Source organism: Microbacterium sp. NRRL B-14842 (genome assembly GCF_050470785.1).
In genome coordinates this window covers 120,479-137,284 of record NZ_JBFLUM010000048.1, presented here as the reverse complement: position 1 = coordinate 137,284, position 16,806 = coordinate 120,479, and the positions used below count along the sequence as shown (strand labels likewise).

The 16,806-nt window shown below is 69.7% G+C and carries 22 protein-coding genes; 11 read left to right on the top strand and 11 right to left on the bottom strand.

Features of this window, described 5'->3' with window-relative positions; translation table 11 throughout:
• Both AB1285_RS22430 and AB1285_RS22425 read left to right on the top strand, forming a co-directional pair.
• A partial coding sequence (locus AB1285_RS22430) for a hypothetical protein (RefSeq protein ID WP_251448512.1) occupies positions 1–277 on the top strand: 277 nt, incomplete at its 5' end.
• Positions 278–281: 4 nt separating this feature from the next.
• Positions 282–989: an NADPH-dependent F420 reductase gene (locus AB1285_RS22425; protein WP_005052154.1), complete on the top strand. Its 708-nt coding sequence runs from the start codon at positions 282–284 to the stop codon at positions 987–989.
• Between the two features lie 50 nt (positions 990–1,039).
• Here AB1285_RS22425 and AB1285_RS22420 read toward each other — a convergent pair whose 3' ends face one another.
• Genes AB1285_RS22420 through AB1285_RS22390 form a run of 7 tightly spaced genes read right to left on the bottom strand, consistent with a single transcriptional unit; the run spans position 1,040 to position 7,725 of the window.
• A complete protein-coding gene (locus tag AB1285_RS22420) occupies positions 1,040–1,750 on the bottom strand; it encodes a substrate-binding domain-containing protein (protein WP_005052156.1) in 711 nt (236 codons plus the stop codon).
• A complete protein-coding gene (locus tag AB1285_RS22415) occupies positions 1,747–2,721 on the bottom strand; it encodes an aldo/keto reductase (protein WP_005052159.1) in 975 nt (324 codons plus the stop codon). Before AB1285_RS22415 ends, AB1285_RS22420 begins: the two co-directional genes overlap by 4 nt.
• Positions 2,718–3,671, bottom strand: a complete 954-nt coding sequence (locus tag AB1285_RS22410) for a Gfo/Idh/MocA family oxidoreductase (protein ID WP_005052163.1) — start codon at positions 3,669–3,671, stop codon at positions 2,718–2,720. Before AB1285_RS22410 ends, AB1285_RS22415 begins: the two co-directional genes overlap by 4 nt.
• On the bottom strand, positions 3,668–5,020 hold the full coding sequence (locus AB1285_RS22405; protein ID WP_005052165.1) for a protocatechuate 4,5-dioxygenase subunit alpha/beta: 1,353 nt from the start codon (positions 5,018–5,020) through the stop codon (positions 3,668–3,670). The genes AB1285_RS22410 and AB1285_RS22405 overlap by 4 nt, the downstream gene beginning before the upstream one ends.
• A 2-nt stretch (positions 5,021–5,022) precedes the next feature.
• Positions 5,023–5,976: an amidohydrolase family protein gene (locus tag AB1285_RS22400; protein WP_005052167.1), complete on the bottom strand. Its 954-nt coding sequence runs from the start codon at positions 5,974–5,976 to the stop codon at positions 5,023–5,025.
• A gap of 2 nt (positions 5,977–5,978) precedes the next feature.
• Positions 5,979–6,677, bottom strand: a complete 699-nt coding sequence (gene ligK / locus AB1285_RS22395) for a 4-carboxy-4-hydroxy-2-oxoadipate aldolase/oxaloacetate decarboxylase (protein WP_005052171.1) — start codon at positions 6,675–6,677, stop codon at positions 5,979–5,981.
• 19 nt (positions 6,678–6,696) lie between these two features.
• Complete coding sequence (locus AB1285_RS22390) at positions 6,697–7,725, bottom strand: amidohydrolase family protein (RefSeq protein ID WP_370428830.1); 1,029 nt, start codon at positions 7,723–7,725, stop codon at positions 6,697–6,699.
• Positions 7,726–7,874: 149 nt separating this feature from the next.
• Between AB1285_RS22390 and AB1285_RS22385 the strand changes: the two genes are divergently transcribed.
• Positions 7,875–8,783, top strand: a complete 909-nt coding sequence (locus AB1285_RS22385) for a LysR family transcriptional regulator (protein ID WP_005052175.1) — start codon at positions 7,875–7,877, stop codon at positions 8,781–8,783.
• On the opposite strand, the gene AB1285_RS22380 is transcribed toward AB1285_RS22385, so the two are convergent.
• On the bottom strand, positions 8,780–9,430 hold the full coding sequence (locus tag AB1285_RS22380; RefSeq protein ID WP_005052177.1) for a hypothetical protein: 651 nt from the start codon (positions 9,428–9,430) through the stop codon (positions 8,780–8,782). The two genes, AB1285_RS22385 and AB1285_RS22380, sit on opposite strands and share 4 nt — an antisense overlap.
• A gap of 84 nt (positions 9,431–9,514) precedes the next feature.
• Here AB1285_RS22380 and AB1285_RS22375 point away from each other — a divergent pair, with 84 nt between their 5' ends.
• Positions 9,515–10,264 carry an IclR family transcriptional regulator gene (locus tag AB1285_RS22375; RefSeq protein ID WP_005052180.1) on the top strand — a complete coding sequence of 250 codons (750 nt, stop codon included), beginning with the start codon at positions 9,515–9,517 and terminating at the stop codon, positions 10,262–10,264.
• A gap of 97 nt (positions 10,265–10,361) precedes the next feature.
• Positions 10,362–11,546: a 4-hydroxybenzoate 3-monooxygenase gene (locus AB1285_RS22370; protein ID WP_005052183.1), complete on the top strand. Its 1,185-nt coding sequence runs from the start codon at positions 10,362–10,364 to the stop codon at positions 11,544–11,546.
• A gap of 49 nt (positions 11,547–11,595) precedes the next feature.
• Here AB1285_RS22370 and AB1285_RS22365 read toward each other — a convergent pair whose 3' ends face one another.
• From AB1285_RS22365 to AB1285_RS22355, 3 genes are read right to left on the bottom strand one after another with little or no spacing between them, the layout of a single operon-like run.
• Positions 11,596–12,132 (bottom strand): nuclear transport factor 2 family protein, encoded by a 537-nt coding sequence (locus AB1285_RS22365; RefSeq protein ID WP_052323124.1) that lies wholly within the window; start codon positions 12,130–12,132, stop codon positions 11,596–11,598.
• A gap of 18 nt (positions 12,133–12,150) precedes the next feature.
• On the bottom strand, positions 12,151–12,450 hold the full coding sequence (locus AB1285_RS22360) for a Dabb family protein (RefSeq protein WP_005052188.1): 300 nt from the start codon (positions 12,448–12,450) through the stop codon (positions 12,151–12,153).
• Positions 12,447–12,962 (bottom strand): FAD-binding protein, encoded by a 516-nt coding sequence (locus AB1285_RS22355; protein ID WP_005052190.1) that lies wholly within the window; start codon positions 12,960–12,962, stop codon positions 12,447–12,449. Before AB1285_RS22355 ends, AB1285_RS22360 begins: the two co-directional genes overlap by 4 nt.
• A 63-nt stretch (positions 12,963–13,025) precedes the next feature.
• Here AB1285_RS22355 and AB1285_RS22350 point away from each other — a divergent pair, with 63 nt between their 5' ends.
• The 6 genes from AB1285_RS22350 (at position 13,026) to AB1285_RS22325 (ending at position 16,738) form a co-directional block, all read left to right on the top strand.
• A complete protein-coding gene (locus AB1285_RS22350; RefSeq protein WP_005052192.1) occupies positions 13,026–14,036 on the top strand; it encodes a DUF4192 family protein in 1,011 nt (336 codons plus the stop codon).
• 134 nt (positions 14,037–14,170) lie between these two features.
• Complete coding sequence (locus tag AB1285_RS22345; RefSeq protein WP_005052196.1) at positions 14,171–14,749, top strand: hypothetical protein; 579 nt, start codon at positions 14,171–14,173, stop codon at positions 14,747–14,749.
• Between the two features lie 109 nt (positions 14,750–14,858).
• The gene (locus AB1285_RS22340; protein WP_005052841.1) at positions 14,859–15,242 is read left to right on the top strand and encodes a hypothetical protein; all 384 of its coding nucleotides are present in this window, start codon (positions 14,859–14,861) and stop codon (positions 15,240–15,242) included.
• Positions 15,243–15,400: 158 nt separating this feature from the next.
• Positions 15,401–15,799 (top strand): hypothetical protein, encoded by a 399-nt coding sequence (locus tag AB1285_RS22335; protein WP_005052842.1) that lies wholly within the window; start codon positions 15,401–15,403, stop codon positions 15,797–15,799.
• A 145-nt stretch (positions 15,800–15,944) separates the two neighbouring features.
• Complete coding sequence (locus AB1285_RS22330; protein ID WP_005052843.1) at positions 15,945–16,343, top strand: hypothetical protein; 399 nt, start codon at positions 15,945–15,947, stop codon at positions 16,341–16,343.
• A gap of 122 nt (positions 16,344–16,465) precedes the next feature.
• Positions 16,466–16,738 (top strand): hypothetical protein, encoded by a 273-nt coding sequence (locus AB1285_RS22325; RefSeq protein ID WP_005052845.1) that lies wholly within the window; start codon positions 16,466–16,468, stop codon positions 16,736–16,738.
• The last annotated feature ends 68 nt before the right edge of the window (positions 16,739–16,806 follow it).

Genomic DNA, 16,806 nt, shown 5'->3' with positions numbered 1-16,806 from the left:
CTTCCCGAGTGCCCCGCTCGCTGCGCTCGCAGGGACGGGCGCCCGGCAGGCCGGGCGCTGCGCGCGGGGTCGGGCCGCTGCGCGGCCCTCCGGTTGGGTGCGGTGTGCGTGCCTCTGGCTGGCGGTCTCGGGGTGGCTGGTGTCGGTACGTATGCCGGTCACGAGTCTCCCGCTCAGCGAGATCGTCGAGATCCATCGGATCCTCGACACGCACCACGCCGTCGGCAAGACCGTCGTGGACCTCTCCGACAACCCGCACCTGCCCCAGGAGGCGTGACCAGATGTCCACGACGCAGACGCCGACGCTGACGCTGATCGGCCCCGGTCGGCACGGCACAGCGATCGCAGGCCTGTTCGCCTCCCACGGCGTGAACATCAGCCTGTTCCACTACAAGCCGGCGAAGGCTGAGGCCGCCGCCCGGCGACTCCGACCGATCGCGCGGAATGCCCGCATCGACATAGCGACATCCCTGGAGGAAGCCGCCCAGGCATCCCCGTTCCTTGCCCTCACCACCCTCTGGGGCGCCCCGCAGCAGGCGGTGGTCTCTGCACTCGGGGACCTCCTGGACGGCAAGATCCTGATCGACGTCGCCAACCCGCTGGACGTCACGCCCACGGGCGTGCAGCTGCGGCGACCCGTGGAAGGGTCTGCGGGGCAGTACCTGGCGTCGCTCCTTCCGGCGAACGTGGGACACGTGAAGGCGTTCTCGAACCTCGCCACCGCCGCGGTCGCGAGCTCCGCGATCGCCGAGGCGAGCCCGAAGGCGGTCCTGCCGTACCTGGCCGACTCGGCGGAGACATCCGCGCAGGTCCGCCCGCTGCTGGCGCAGACCGGCTGGCAGCCCCGCTACGTCGGCACGCTCCGCAGCGCCCGCGACCTCGAGATCACCGGCACCTACAACCAGGTGTCCGGCCGGCTCGGACGCAACGTTCTCGACGTCGACGAGTTCACCGCCCGGTTCGGCCCCGAGCAGACGCCGGACGCCTGACGGCCGCGTGAGCCATCCGGCACACCGGGCGAAGCGGCGCCGAATCCCGGTCAGTCCCGTCGTGCAGGCGGGCTGAAGGCGTGCTCTGTCTTGATGGATGCCGTCGAATCGGACGCGAAGAACGCCAGGACGTCGCGGGCTCGTCGCGGGTCGGATGAGGTGGTCGCGACGGCGCCCGAGAACACGGTCTCGATGGCGCAGTCCGAAGGCAGGACACCGAGGATGCGCACCCCGGGTTGACCGACGAGCTCGCTGAGCTGCTGGAAGCCGAGGTCGACCTGGCCGTCGGCGAGCAGCCGGGCGACCGGGATGCCGGGTCGCGCCTGCACGAGACGATCGCCCACCTGGCCGGTGAGGCCCCAGTCGTCGATCGTGCGGACGAGCGCCGTGCCGCTCGGGCCGGTGGAGTAGCCGATGCGAGCGGCGGCGCGCAGGGCCTCGCGGACCCCGCGGGCGTCCGCGAACGCCGCCGTGTCGGGGCGGGCGGCGGGCGAGGGCGTGCCCGAGGGAACCGCGACCGCGACGCGCGAGAGCATGAGCGGTGTGACCGTCGCCGCGTCCACGTGGCCGTCTCCGGAGAGCCGGTCCAGAGCGTCGGCGGCGAGGAACACCAGATCGAGCTGCTCACCCCCGGCCACGCGCTGGGCGGCGTCCACTCCGCCGACGGACTCGATCTCGACGAGGGGCAACCCCCTGTCCGCTGCCGCCGTGGCCAGGTCGGCGAGGACCTGACGCGTCGCCATGGAGGAGATGGCTCTCACACGGCCGCCTCGAACGACTCGGCGTCGACCTCGCTCGTCCCGGTGGCGTTGTAGCGCGGCCCCGACACCGTGGCGGTGTCGATCAGCTCGCCCGCGCGCACGAGCACCGCGGGATCGACGACCGTGCCGAGAGAGCGCTGGTTCTCGCGCACGTGGTGCGCATCCGTGCTCCCGGGGATCGGCACGACGTGATCGCCGCGGGAGAGCAGCCACGCCAAGGCCAGCTGTGCCGGCGTGCGGCCGGCCTCGGCGGCGAGGGCTCGCCACGCGGGCAGCAACGCGGCGTTGGCGGCCCAGTGCTCCGGCTGGAAGCGCGGCATCGCGCGGCGGATGTCCTTCGGCGGCAACTGCTCCGGGTCGGTGATGGAGTCGGCGAGGTACCCGCGTCCGACCGGTGAGAACGCGACCAGCGCCACCCCGGCGTCACGGGTGGCGTCGAGGATGCCGAGCTCGGGATTGCGACTCCAGAGCGAGTACTCGTTCTGCACCGCGGCGATGGGCGCCGCCGCGAGCGCCTCCCGGAGACGGTCCACCGACACCTCCGACAGCCCGATGGCGCCGATCTTTCCCGCCGCCACCATCTCGGCCAGCGCCCCGACGCTCTCGGCGATCGGCACCTTCTTGTCCCACCGGTGCAGGTAGTAGAGATCGATGTGTTCGACGCCGAGCCGCCGCAGCGAGGCGTCGACCTGTGCGCGCAGCGTCTCGGGGCGCCCGTCGATGACCTTCACGCCGTCGACGAGCGCCATGCCGCCCTTGCTGGCCAGCACGACCTCGTCCCGACGCCCCGCGATCGCGCGCCCGACGAGCTCCTCGTTGCGGCCGCCGCCGTACAGCGTGGCGGTGTCGAGCAGCTGGACGCCGTCGTCGAGCGCGGAACGCACGAGCGCCACTCCGTCCTCGAGAGACGGAGGGGTGCCGTAGGCATGGCTGAGGGACATGCACCCGAGCCCCATGCGGGGAAGCCTCACGCGAGCTGCTCCTCGAGCGCGCCGAGCACGCGGTAGCAGTCGATGACCTGGCGGATCGACGAGTTCGGCTCGCGGCCCTCGCGGATCGCGCCGACGAACTCCCGGTCCTGCAGCTCGATGCCGTTGAGGCTGACGGCGACCTGCGAGACGTCGATCTGCTCGTCACGACCGTTGTAGAGGTCGTCGTAGCGCGCGATGTAGGTCTCGGTGTCGCCGATGTAGCGGAAGAACGTGCCGAACGGTCCGTTGTTGTTGAACGACAGCGACAGCGTGCAGATCGCGCCGGTCTCGCTCTTGAGCTGGATCGACATGTCCATCGCGATGCCGAGGTCGGGGTGGATCGGGCCCTGGATGGCGTTGGCCTGCACGATCCGACCCGCCTGGTAGGCGAACAGGTCGACCGTGTGTGCCGCATGGTGCCACAGCAGATGGTCGGTCCACGACCGCGCCTCGCCTTTCGCGTTCGTGTTCGTGCGGCGGAAGAAGTACGTCTGCACGTCCATCTGCTGCACCGCGAACTCGCCGGCCGCGATCCGGTTGTGCACCAGCTGATGCGACGGGTTGAACCGCCGCGTGTGCCCGACCATGGCGACCCGGTCGGAGGCGGATGCCGCGGCCAGGGTGGCCTCGGCATCCGCCAGCGAATCGGCGAGCGGGATCTCGACCTGCACGTGCTTGCCCGCGGCGAGCACCGCCTGCGTCTGATCCGCGTGCTGCTGCGTCGGCGTCGCGAGGATCACCGCGTCGACGTCGTCTCGCTCGAGCACGGCGTCGAGACCGAGCACGGCATTCGGCACGCCGTACTTCTCGGCCACCGACTCCGTGGGCTCGGGCCTGGTGCCGCTGACGACGGTCACCTCGGCGTCGGGGATGTTCGCGAGGCCGTCGAGGTGCTTCATGCCGAAGGCGCCGGCGGCGCCGACGACGGCGACGCGAACCTTGTCACTCATGCGTGGACTTCCTCCAGGGGGAGGCTCACACTCTCGGACTCGACGGGCCGCGGCGCGACGGGGTTGGTGACGACCAGGTGGCCGACGGCGGTGTTGGACGCCGGGACGTGGTAGAACCGGTGGTTCACCTCGGGCGCCCCGCCGCCGAACTGGTCGTCCATCGCCCCACGGGCGATGAGCCAGTCCACCAGCTCGATGCCCTCGGATCCGGCCTCGTCGACGTACTCCATGTGCGACCATTCGGTGAGGCCCAGCGGGTCGGCGATCAGGTGGTCGAGGAACGCGTTGTCCCACTCCTCGTTGATCAGTCCCGCGCGCGGGCCCTGCAGCTGGTGGCTCATCCCCCCGGTGCCCCAGATCTGCACGTTGAGCTCGGGACCGTCCCACTTGTCCAGCGCGCGACGGATCGCCTTGCCCAACTCGTAGCACCGACGCCCGGACGGAACCGGGTACTGCACGACGTTCACCGGAAGCGGGATGACCCGGCACGGCCACTCCTCGACGTCGCCGAACACCAGCGACAGCGGCACGGTCAGGCCGTGGTCGACGACCATCTCGTTGACGAGGGTGAGGTCGAAATCGTCCTGGATGACCGACTGGGCGATGTGCGCGGCGAGCTCGGGATACCCCTTCACGTCGGGCACCGGGCGCGGGCCGTAACCCTCGTCGGCGACGGGATAGTGCGCGCCCGTGCCCAGGACGAAGGTCGGGATGATGTTCGAGTCGAACGCCGTGGCGTGGTCGTTGTACACCAGGATGATGACGTCGGGCGTGTTCTCCTTGGCCCACTTCCGGGTCCACTGGTACCCGTCGAAGACCTTCTTCCAGTACGGCTCCTCGGTCTTGCCCAGGTCCATCGCGGCGCCGATCGCCGGCACGTGCGACGTGAACAGCGCCGACGTGAACTTCGCGGGGGCGTCCGGGCGCATCACCTCGGACTTCTCGTTCGAGGGCGGGGTCCACCCGTCGAGATCCTTCAGGCGCACGCCCTCGGGACGTCGGCCACCTCCGACCATCATGTCGCGGTACGCCGCCTCCGACATCCCGGTCATCGAGCCGGCCATCTGCTGGAAGCTCAGACCGTGCGTGGCGCCGATCTTGCTCAGGAAGTAGATGTTGCCGCCCTCGGCGATGCAGGTGTTCAGGTCGAGATCGAGCACCGCCTGACGCTGCACCGGGGTGAGGGGCCATTCGTCGAGGTACGCCTCGCGGTCGGCGAGGTAGCGCTCGCGGTTCTCGGGCTTCATGAGAGACATCGAGAACTGGTTGAGGTGGTAGCCCTTGCGGGCCTGCTCGGCATCGAAGATGGTCGTGCCGGGGATGTCCTTGTACGGCTTGTCGAGTGCCATGGTCATTCTCCTTCGGGCCAGTACAGCCGCGACGGGTTGTCGACGAGCAGCCTCTGCTGCAGTTCGGGGGTCGTCGCGATCTGTGGGATGTAGTCGACCAGCAGCCCGTCGTCAGGCATGTGGTCCTTGAGGTTGGGGTGGGGCCAGTCGGTGCCCCACAGCACGCGATCGGGGAACTCCTCGACCACGCGACGGGCGAACGGCACGACATCCGTATAGGCGTGCTGCTCGCCATTCAGCGCGCGCGGACCGGTGGCGCTGAGCCGCTCGGGGCACGACACCTTCGTCCACACGTTGGGGTTCTCGCGCATGAAGCGCAGGAACAGCTCGAACTCCGGACCCTCCGGGTCCTTCGTCACATCCGGACGCCCCATGTGGTCGACCACGACGTCCGTCGGGATCGCCGAGAAGAAGTCGTAGAGGTCGGGAAGGTCCTCGGCCTCGAAGTAGATGACGACATGCCACCCGAGGGGGGCGATCTTCTCCACGATCGCGTCGAGCGAGTCGGTCGGCACCCGGTCGACGAGGCGTTTGACGAAGTTGAACCGCACGCCGCGCACACCGGCCTCGTGCAGCTCGGCGAGCTCCTCGTCGGTCACGTCGCGACGAACCGTCGCGACCCCGCGGGCACGCCCCTTGCTGCGGCGCAGCGCGTCGACGAGCGCCCGGTTGTCGGCGCCGTGGCAGGTCGCCTGCACGATGACGTTCCGGTCGAAGCCGAGCTGGTCGCGCAGCGCGAACAGCTGCGCGGCCGACGCGTCGCACGGCGTGTACTTGCGCTCGGGGGCGTAGGGGAACTCCGCGCCGGGGCCGAACACGTGGCAGTGCGCGTCGACAGCGCCGGCGGGGAGCCGGAACGTCGGGGTCGTCGGGCCGTCGTACCAGTCCAGCCAACCGGGCGTCTTCTCGAAGCCGCCGCTGGTGTCGCCGTGCGCGATCGCCTGTGCGTGAGCCATCGTCAATCCTCCACGTACTCGAGGCCCGCGGCCGCCAGCGGCTCCCGCATGCCGTAGATGTCGAGACCGAGCACGCCCTCGCGGAACTTCTGGCGCTTGGCCTCCTCGTTGTCCTCGCGCTTCTGCGAGGCGTCGGCGACGGCGCCGACGAGCTCGCGGGGGACGACCACGACGCCGTCGACATCCGCGACCACCACGTCGCCGGGGTTCACCACGGCGTTCGCCACGACCACGGGGATGTTGACCGAGCCCAGCGTCGCCTTGACGGTGCCCTTCGCGCTGATGGCGCGGGAGAAGACCGGGAAGCCCATCTTCTCGAGGTCGGCGACGTCGCGGACGCCCCCGTCGATGACCAGGCCCTTGCAGCCCCGGGCGGTGAGGGAGGTGGCGAGCAGCTCGCCGAAGAAGCCGTCCTCGCTCTCCGTGGTGCAGCCGGCGACGATGACGTCGCCCTCCTGCACCTGCTCGGCGGCGACGTGGAACATCCAGTTGTCGCCGGGCTGCAGGAGCACCGTGACGGCCGGGCCGCACAGCGTCGCCCCGCTGTACGCCGGGCGGATGTACGGCCGCAGCAGGCCGACCCGGCCCATCGCCTCGTGGATCGTGGCGACCCCGAACCGCGAGAGCCGCGCGACGTCGGCGGAGTCGGGCCGCTCGATGCGCGTGCGGACGATGCCGAGGTCGTTCAGTCGCTGAGTCATCGGGTTCTCCAGGGTGAGGTCACAGGCCGCGGGCTCGCAGGGCGTGGTCCAGGCGCGGGTACACGCGGCGGGCGTTGCCTTCGAAGACCTGTCCGCGTCGTTCGTCGGTGAGGTTCCCGGTCGCATCCACGTATCGCTTCGTGTCGTCGAAGTAGTGGCCCGTGCGCGGGTCGACGTCGCGGACGGCGCCGATCATCTCGCTCGCGAAGAGGATGTTCTCGGTCGGGATGACCCCGGTGAGCAGGTCGATGCCCGGCTGGTGGTACACGCACGTGTCGAAGTACACGTTGCCCAGGAGGTGCTCCTCCAGCTCGGGCTTGCCGAGCGCCATCGCCAGGCCGCGGAAGCGTCCCCAGTGATAGGGCACCGCGCCGCCGCCGTGCGGGATGACGAGCTTCAGGTCGGGGAAGTCGCGGAACAGGTCGCCCTTGAGCAGCTGCATGAATGCCGTCGTGTCGGCACCCAGGTAGTGGTCGCCGGTGGTGTGGAACTGCGGCTTGCACGAGGTGCTCACGTGGATCATCGCGGGCAGCTCGTACTCGACGAGCTTCTCGTAGAGCGGATACCAGCTCTTGTCCGTCAGCAGCGGGGCGGTCCACAGTCCGCCGGACGGGTCGGGGTTGATGTTGACGGTCACGACGCCCAGATCGTTCACCGCCCGGTCGAGTTCGGCGAGGGTCGTCTTCGGGTCGACGCCCGGCGACTGCGGGAGCATCGCGCCCGGGAGGAAACGGTCGGGGAACAGCTGCGACACCCGCGCGACGAGGTCGTTGCAGATGCGCGCCCAGGTCTCGCTGACGGCGAGGTCGCCGAGGTGGTGGGCCATGAACGATGCACGGGGACTGAACACCGTGACATCGCTGCCGCGGTCGTCCATCAGCCGCAACTGGTTCGCCTCGATGGTCTCGCGGATGTCGTCATCGCTGATCCGCAGCGCGGCCGGGTCGGGCGCCTCGCCCGCGCCTTCCGCATACGCGATCTGCAGATCGCGCCACGCTCCCAGCTGCGCGGGGGCCGTGGTGTAGTGGCCATGGATGTCGATGATCAACGTGCGTCCTCGTCACTGTGATCGGGTCGGTGCCGGGTGGTGCGTGCCACGTCGGCAGCGGTGCCGGTGCTGTCACCCTGACTCTAGTTCGCTCTATGGGTATGGTCCAATAGATGTAGGAGCCGAACCGTATAGATGGGATCAATGCGATGTCGCTCACCGATCTCAACCAGTTGCGCACTTTCGTCGTGCTGTACGAGCTGCGCAGTCTGACCGCCGCCGCCGAGCGATTGCACGTCACGCAGCCGACGGTCAGCTACACGCTGAGGAGGTTGCGGCAGCGGTTCGGCGACGACCTGTTCCGCCGCCAGGGGAACGAGATGGTGCCGACCCCGCGTGCCCGGCAGCTGTTCGGACCGCTGCACGAGGCACTGTCGCGCATCGATGCCGTGGTGAGCGCGCCCGACGCCTTCGATCCCGCGAGCTTCGGCGGGGAGCTCTCGCTCGCGCTGACCTCGATCGGCGAGCAGACCTTCCTGCCGCCGATCATGCCGGTGCTCGCGAAGGAGGCGCCGGACCTTCACCTGCAGGTGCGGCGGCTGGACGCGGATCAGGTGGAAGACGGGCTCGTCCGGGGCACCATCGACCTGGCGATCACGGTGTCGTTGCTGGACTCGCCGCGGCTGTGGCGCACACCGGTGCGCGACGTGGAGTACGTGGCGCTGTCCTCGCGTGCCCATCCGCTGCCTCCGACCGCCGCGGACATGTTCGTCGGGCGCCGCTTCGTGCGGGTGTCCTCCCGCGGCGGCCACGTGTACCCGCTCCAGGCGATGATCGAACAGGGACTCATGCCGCAGGTGACGCTGACGGTCGAGGAGTACGCCACCGTGCCCGCGGTGCTCGAGGCGACCGATCTCGTCGTGCTGCTGCCGCGACACGTGGCCGAGGTGTTCTGCGGATGGTTCCCCGGTCTGCGCATCGCCGAGCTGCCGTGGCCGGGCCAGAGCACCCCGGTCGCGCTCTACACGCGACGCGAACTGAGCATGTCTCCCGCGCAGACGTGGTTCCGATCGGTGGTGCTGGATGCGGTGGCCGCCGACGACCACCGGCCGACCTAGCCGTTCTTGCGGTTCCAGCTTGCCTTCGCGGGCGCGAAAGGGCTGCGCACGTGGATCGACCAGTTCGAGTGCGGGTGGACGGAGAGGATCGCCCGTTCGAACCACGACCGGGCCTCGTCCGAGAGCTGCGGCAGCACCACGTCCTTGTCGAGGTCATCCTCCGGCCGCGGCCGCAACGCCTTCCAGACCAGCTGCACCTCGGGCGCACCGGTCGGAATGCCGTCGACCTCGAGCACGGCGCGATCCCACGGCAACTGCAGCCGCGGGTCTCGCCGGTACAGCCAGGCATGTTCCGTCCCATCCTCGACGTTCACCTGAAGCACCCAGGCGCCGGAGCGCTCGTCCTGAATCCGCACCGGCTGCACATCGGCATCGTCGGGCGCGTCGGCCCAGGGGATGACGGCGTCCTCCCCCGCAGGCGCCCAGGCGGTGAAACCGGCAGGCAACGCCCGGACCAGCTGCGGCAGCCCGCCTTGGGTGGTGCTCACGTCCGTGTTCGGCCGTTCGCGGATCGTCCGGCCCAGCCAGTGCTCCAGGGCCACCCCGCCCGACAGCCACCAGCGGGCGCTACCGACCCGAAGGAGCTCAGCGACAGCATGAGGCGTGAGGGGCTCCCAAGCCGTTGCAGCATCCGGAACAGAAACCATGAGCCGAGGCTACCGCCGTCGCGTCAGGCAGGGGACCAACCATCGCCGCAACACCGTCGACGCGAGCCGTGTCATCCTGAGCGCATGGCGAACTCGCCCTCCAGCGACTCGATGATCGACCGCATCGTGCGCGTCCTCGAGACGTTCACAGCTGATCGTTCGGTGCAGTCGGCCAGTCAGATCGGGCGCCGAGCGGCGCTGCCGTCGTCCACCGCGCACCGGATCGTGGACGAGCTGGTCGACGCCGGACTGCTCGGACGCGACGAGGACCGCCGCGTCCACCTGGGAATGCGCTTGTGGGAACTGGCCCTCCGCGGGTCGACCGCGCTACGTCTGCGCCAGGCGGCGCTCCCCTATATGGAGCGCGTGCAGACGCACATCCGCCAGCACACCCAACTCGCCGTTCTCGAACAGGACGAAGCACTGTTCCTCGAACGCCTTTCGCACCCCGACGCCGGTGCGAACATCACACGGATCGCTGGGCGGCTACCGCTGCACGCCTCCTCGTCGGGCCTCGTCCTGCTCGCGCACGCTCCCGCCGATCTCCGCGAACGCGTGCTCGCCCAGCCGTTGCGCGCTCTCGCACCCGAGACGGTGACCGATCCCGGACGTCTACGCCGTCTCCTCGCTGGCGTGCGTCGCGATGGCGTGGCGATCGCGCAAGGTTCGATCGAATCCGTCTCGACCGGCGTGGCCGTGCCGATCCGCGACGCAGGTGAAGTCGTCGCCGCGCTTTCCGTGGTGCTACCACGACAAGCGCCGCACACGGCGGCGATCATCGCTCTGCGAGAAGCCGTGACCGGCATCGAGGCCACGCTGCGGTCCCCCCGATAGTCGGCGTCTCCCGTTCAACGGGAATGCGGCGTTCGACCGTCTGAACCGGGTTCACACTGAGCGAGGCATCCGTTGTCACGTCGAAGGAGACGCCCCAATGTCCACCATCCGCACCCGCGTCGCCATCGTCGGCGCTGGACCCGCCGGACTGCTGCTGTCGCATCTGCTCGCGGCGTCCGGCCTCGAGTCAGTCGTCATCGATCAGCGTTCCCGTGAAGAGATCGAGACCACGATCCGGGCAGGCATCCTCGAACAGGGCACCGTCGAGGTGCTCGACACGCTCGGCGCGTTCAGCCGCGCCCGCACCCTGGGAGACCGCCACGACGGCATCGAGCTCCGCTTCGCCGGCAGCGGACACCGCATCGACTTCGCCGACCTCGTCGGCCGCGGTGTGTGGCTGTACCCGCAGCACGAAGTCCTGAAGGATCTCATCGCCGCGCGGCTCTCCAGTGGCCAAGACCTGCGCTTCGGCGTGACGGCGCATCGTATCGAGGACCCCGCGTCCGACCGCCCACGCGTCATCGCCACCGGCGCAGACGGATCGCCTCTCGAGATCGAGGCCGAGTTCGTCGTCGGCGCCGACGGGTCACGCAGTGTCGTGCGGGAGGCCGTAACCGGTTCCCACACAGGCGGGCACTTCCGCGAGTACCCGTTCGCCTGGTTCGGCATCCTCTGCGAGGCGCCGCCCAGCGCCGACGAGCTCATCTACAGCAACTCCCCCGATGGCTTCGCGCTCATCAGCCAGCGAAGCACCACCGTGCAGCGCATGTACTTCCAATGCGATCCCCGCACCGACCCCAGCACCCTCACCGAGGAGCAACTGTGGGAAGAACTGCAGAAGCGGGTGCCGGGGACGACGCTCAAGGAAGGCCCCGTCTTCCAACGCGACGTGCTGCGATTCCGGAGCTTCGTCGCCCTCGAACTGCTTCGCGGCCGCCTCGCACTCATCGGCGACGCCGCCCATACCGTGCCGCCCACCGGCGCGAAAGGCATGAACCTTGCCGTAGCCGACGTCCTCGTTCTCGAGCGCGCGCTGCGCGCGCTTCTGCTCGAGAGGGACAGCCGCCTCGTCGAGGCCTTCCCCGAGACGGCGCTGCACCGCATCTGGAAGGCCCAGCACTTCTCCTGGTGGATGACCAGCATGCTTCACGTCGCCCCCGATGCAAGGGACTTCGACCGCCTCCGCCAGCTCGGAGAGCTCCAATCCGTCGTCGAGTCCGAAGCCGGCCGCCGCTTCCTCGCCGAGGCATACACCGGCTGGCCCCTCCACACCCTCACCTGAGCCGGCGCTCACGGTTCGGACCAGAGGGTGCGGCACCCGCGGGTCGGCGTCAGTCCAGCCAGCCGGGGACCGCGGGAACCACCGGGTAGTCGATCGCAGGCGCGTCGCCAACGATGGGATCCATGCGGATCCGGCTCAGTCGCATGAAGGCGATGCGCCAGCCGGACTCGGTGAGTCGGTAGAGCTCCTCGTAGTAGCCATATCCCCGCATCCCCCTCTGTTCCGGCACGGTGATCCCCATATACCCTCGTGACCCGCGTGGCCACGTCAGATAGTCGGTCATGGCCCAGCGCCCGCGAGCCGAGAAGTCATCGATCCGCCGAAACTGCGGCATGAACCCGTGATGGACGCTGACGACCTCTTCGGTCATGTTGCGCATCAGGTTCTCCACGAACGTGTCGGGGTCGGGCGCGGCGGCCCACAGTCCTTCGAAGACGCAGTCGTCCACGAAGAGTCCGCGCAGTTCGTCCCACTGCTTCAGGTCGACGTAGTGAAAATAGCGTGCCTTCAGGTCGCGGAGCTCCTCTGCCACGGTGGGGGTGACCGCACGTACTCGGGGCATCGAGAAACCATCCTCGCTCTTCACGGCGCCTGGGTACTTCCTCTACTGCTCGTCGATCTCGAAGTCGACCGAGGCGATCTGCTCCGAGATCGCTCCGGAGAGAGGGAAGAGCGGCAGATGCGCGGGGTGCGTCGCGTAGGCACGGACATCGTCGAGGGTGCGGAAGTCGGCGACGAGTGCATAGTCCCATGCGCGTTCGCTGCGCATCACGTCGGGGCCGTGTGACAGTCGGACCAGGCCGGGAATCTTTCCGAGCAGACCATCGAGCAGGTCGCGCCACTCCTCGAGCACGGCAGGATCATGGTTCGCTGCGAACGAGAAGAACACGACGTGACGGATCATCGTGCCCCGGCTCCGTCGGCAAGGCTCAGGTCGCCGATCGACGCGCCGCTGGCGGTACGCCCGAGAAGGTAGGCCATGGTCATGATCGGACCGAGCGTGGCGCCGGCGCCGGGGTAGCCGGCGGCGAAGGCGTTCTCGGAGGCGTTGCCGACCGCAAACAGGCCGCGTATGGCATCGCCGTCTGCGTCGAGGACCCTTCCGAGGCCGTCGGTGGCGATCCCTCCGCTGGTGCCGAAGCAGCCGTTCACCACGGCGAGAGCGTAGTAGGGGCCTTGCTCGAGCGGTGCGAGGCTGGGATTGGGATACGGGTTCTGTTCGTCTCCCCAGTAGCGGTCGTACGCGCTCGCACCGCGGTGGAAGTCCGGATCCTCCCCACGGGCGGCGTGCTCGTTGAATCGCGCGACCGTCTCGGCCAGCGCCTGGGCGGGAACGTCGATCTTCCCGGCGAGCTCTCCGAGGGTTGCTCCTTCGACGAGCCAGTCGGGAGTCGGCTCCTGGCGTGCATCGACCAATGTCGGAGGCCTCCCGTAGCCTGTAAATGTCACATTCACTAGCCAACGTTCCGGGAGGACACCATGGCCACCACACCGACCACCATCAAGGCGGGCACCCCGCGCGACTTCCTCGGCCTCGTGCCCGCGCTGCTCGGCTTCACCCCGCAGGACTCGCTCGTGCTCGTGCCCTTCGAGGCGTCGCGCACGATCGGGGCGATGCGACTCGACCTCGACGCGGATGCCGCGACGCTCGCGCACACCAGCCTCGGGCTGGTCTGCCGAGTGCCGCGCGTGACCGGGGTAGCCGCCGTGATCTACGCCGCCGAGGACGCCGACAGCACCCGCGATCTCGGCCAGCAGATCGCCGATGTCGCCGACCGGCAGGGACTGCACCTGGTGGACGTGCTCTACGTCGCCAGCGACGGCTACGGCAGCCACCTGACCGGCGAGGCACCGCGCCCCGTCGCCGAGATCGCGACCCCGGACGCGCTGCGCGAGAAGGTCGCAGCATCCCAGACCGCCGGGGCGAGCATCCCCGACGCCGACCCGGCGCGTGCCGCCCGGATCGCGTTCGCGGCCGCGCGGATGGACGACGATGCCCTCGCGGACTTCGTCGCCGTCGCGGAGGACGCCCTGACCGGTGACCCCGCCGACCTCGACACCCGCCAGGCTGCGATCCTGCTCACCGGCATCGGCATCCCGCTGTGGCGTGACGTGGCCCTCATCCAGTGGGCCACCGACCGCGGCAACGGCACCCGTGCCCTGGCCGCGCAGATCGGCCACTCGATCATGGGCGCACCCGTCCCCGAGAGCATCGCCCGCACCCTCTACGGACAGGGCGACCGCCCCGACGCCGACCGGCTGACGGCGGGACTCGCGCTCGTGCGCCACCTTGCCGCCTACGCCGACGACCAGGAGCGCCCCAACCTGCTCGCCGCCGCCGCCTGGCTGTCCTGGGCGCTGGGCCGATCCACTCACGCCACCGTCTACACCGACCGCGCCCTCGCGATCGACCCCGACCACGGCATGAGCCAGATCGTCGCGACCCTCTGCTCGGCAGCCGTGCTCCCGGATTGGGCGTTCGCCCGCTGAGCGTCACCGAGTGCCCGCCGGTCACCCCGGCGGGCACTCGCCCGTGACGCACTCGCGATGTCCCCGCGCGATGTCGGAGGCCACCCGTAGCCTATGAATGTCACATTCACTAGCAATCGTTCCGGGAGGACTCCATGACCGAGACCATCAACAACGTCCACGACATCCGCGCAGCCGTCGAGCGCGCGATCCGCTTCCACGCTCCGCTGCGCGCCGAGTTCGACGAGGGATGGACGACCATCGAGCCGGACGAGCTGCGCCAGGCCTGGGACGACTACAGCCTCAGCGACCCGTTCACCCTCGACCCCGCAATGCCCGCCCTGCTCGCTCGCATCGACGCCGACCACCCGGACGACGACCCCCAGGTGTGGGTGCCCCTCGGCGGGCAGGGCGACCCCGACTATCTGGATGCCGTCGTGGTCACCGAGCGCACCGTCACCAAGTACACCGCGCGCGACGGCCAGATCGAGCAGCCCTACTCGCTCCCCGAGGGCGACCCCCACGGCCTCACGCAGAGCGGCTGGCGGGCCGCGGCGAGCGCAGCGCGCTACGCGATCATCGGCCTCAACGCCGACGCCAGCAACACCGAGTACCTGCGCGGGCAGATCGAGGCGTACCTGACCGCGTTCGGTCACTTCGAGCCGGGGCGCGATGCCGACGCCAAGCGCGAGCGGGTCACCGCCGAGATCACCGCGGCGATCGCCGCCCAGTGACCCACGCCGGGGCGGGCGCGCAGACCGCGCCGCCCGCCCCGCCCAATGTCGGAGGCCACCCGTAGCCTGTGAATGTCACATTCACCGTCGAGAGTCCAAGGAGGACGCCATGACCGACACCACCACCCTCATCACCCGCACCCCCGGCGACACGTTCCGCTTCCGCGGCACCGAGTACGTGCTGATCGACTTCGCCCGCACCAAGGCGAAGATCGCAGCCCTCACCGAACCCGGCAAGGTGTACACCCTCGCCCGCACCGCCACCGTCGAGCCGACCGGGCACAGCGACGACGCGCTCGCCGCTGCCCTGCAAGCCACCGCGGCCGCGCTGCCGAGCCTGATCCCCGGAACCCGCGTGCGCATCGTCGCCAACCCGCGCACCACCCGTGACGGGCTGGCCGGAGTCGAGACGCTCATCGTCCGCACCAACCCCAAGTCGTACACGCTCGCCAACGGCTGGCGCGTCAGCCCTGGGCTGGTCGAAGCCGTCTGACCCCCTCGCCGCCGCCGGGTGCACACCTACCCCGGCGGCGGCGAGCACCACCCACCCGAGGGGAGCCGGCTACACGCCCCTCCCCTCGGCGGGAGCACCTCGAGTTCTAATCCCCGCCCGCGCTCGCCGCAGGCCTTCACCGTTCCCAGGAGGACACAATGACCACCACCGAACCCGCGGCCGCGGCCGCTCCCCGCATCCCTGCCGACGACCTGATCGACCGGCTGTGGAGCGTCATGCACGAGATCGAGGCAGCCGATTTCCCCGCGCTGCGCATCGTCGAGCTCGACGAGCCGACCGACTACGGCGAGCGCGTCGTGCTGTGGTGCCCGCGCTGCGATCAGCACGTCAACGTCGAGGACGGCTACCTGCGCGCGATCGACGTGGACGTGCGCTACAACAGCGTCGGCCAGATCAACACCATCGAGCGCACCGTGCCGCAGTACGAGGCCGACCCCGACCCCGGCGACGTGCTCGTGTACCTGCACCAGACCGACGAGCACGGCGAGCACGGCGTGCGTCTCCCCGAGGGCTGGGAAGGCACCTGGAAGGCGTAGCCACACCCCACGACGTGAGCGCCCTACGCCTCGGCTGGGGCGCTCACGCACCACGCACCCCACGACCGACACCCCGCGGCGATGTCCGACCCCCGCCCTAGACTGTGAACGTCACATTCACTACCAACCGATCCGGGAGGACACCATGACCACCTACATCACCTTCGGCCCCGACCACGCCGACCTGCACCCGCACGTCGGCACCGGCCTGAACCGCGGCTACGTCGCGATCAGCACCGGCGACCGCGGCCGCGACATCGCCGCGGCGTTCGCGATCCTCGGCGAGCAGTGGGCCTTCGACTACCAGGACGCCGCGGCGCTGGATGCCCGCTACCCGGACGGCGAGATCGCCCGCCTCACCCTCATCGACGAGGCGGCACAGAAGGAGATCGCCGGTCTGATCGAGGACACTTTCGCCGCCGCCGAGGGCGACAGCAACGACACCGAGATCGAGGCGCTACAGGCCGCACGCGACCGCCTCGCGGCGCTGATCGACTACACCCCCGCCCACGAACGGGACTGGACGCCGCTCGACGCGGCCTGACCCCACGCGGTGCCCCGCCGGACGACCGGCAGGGCACCGTCGCGTGCGCTCGCCGCCGATGTCCGATCCCCTCTCTAGACTGTGAATGTCACATTCACTAGCCAGCGTTCCGGGAGGACATCATGGCCACCACCACTACCGACTGCGACCACGCCAACATCGAATGGCTCTCCGGCGTCCCCGGCGTCGTCGTCACCCTCAACGGCGACGTCGCCGCCCGGTGCCTGGACTGCGGCGCGACCGCGACCATGGACACCGACGACGAGGACGCACCCGCCGAGCCGCTCGCCCACCAGTGGCAGAGCGGCCGCTTCACCGGGACGACGACCTGCCAGGCGTGCGGACTGTTGCCGCTCGACCAGGACGACATCGACACCGAGTGCCCCGGCGCATAGCCAGCCCCTCGTGTGGTGCCTCGCGGCGACGGTCGCGGGGCACCGCCCTGCGATGTCTGCGAACCCCC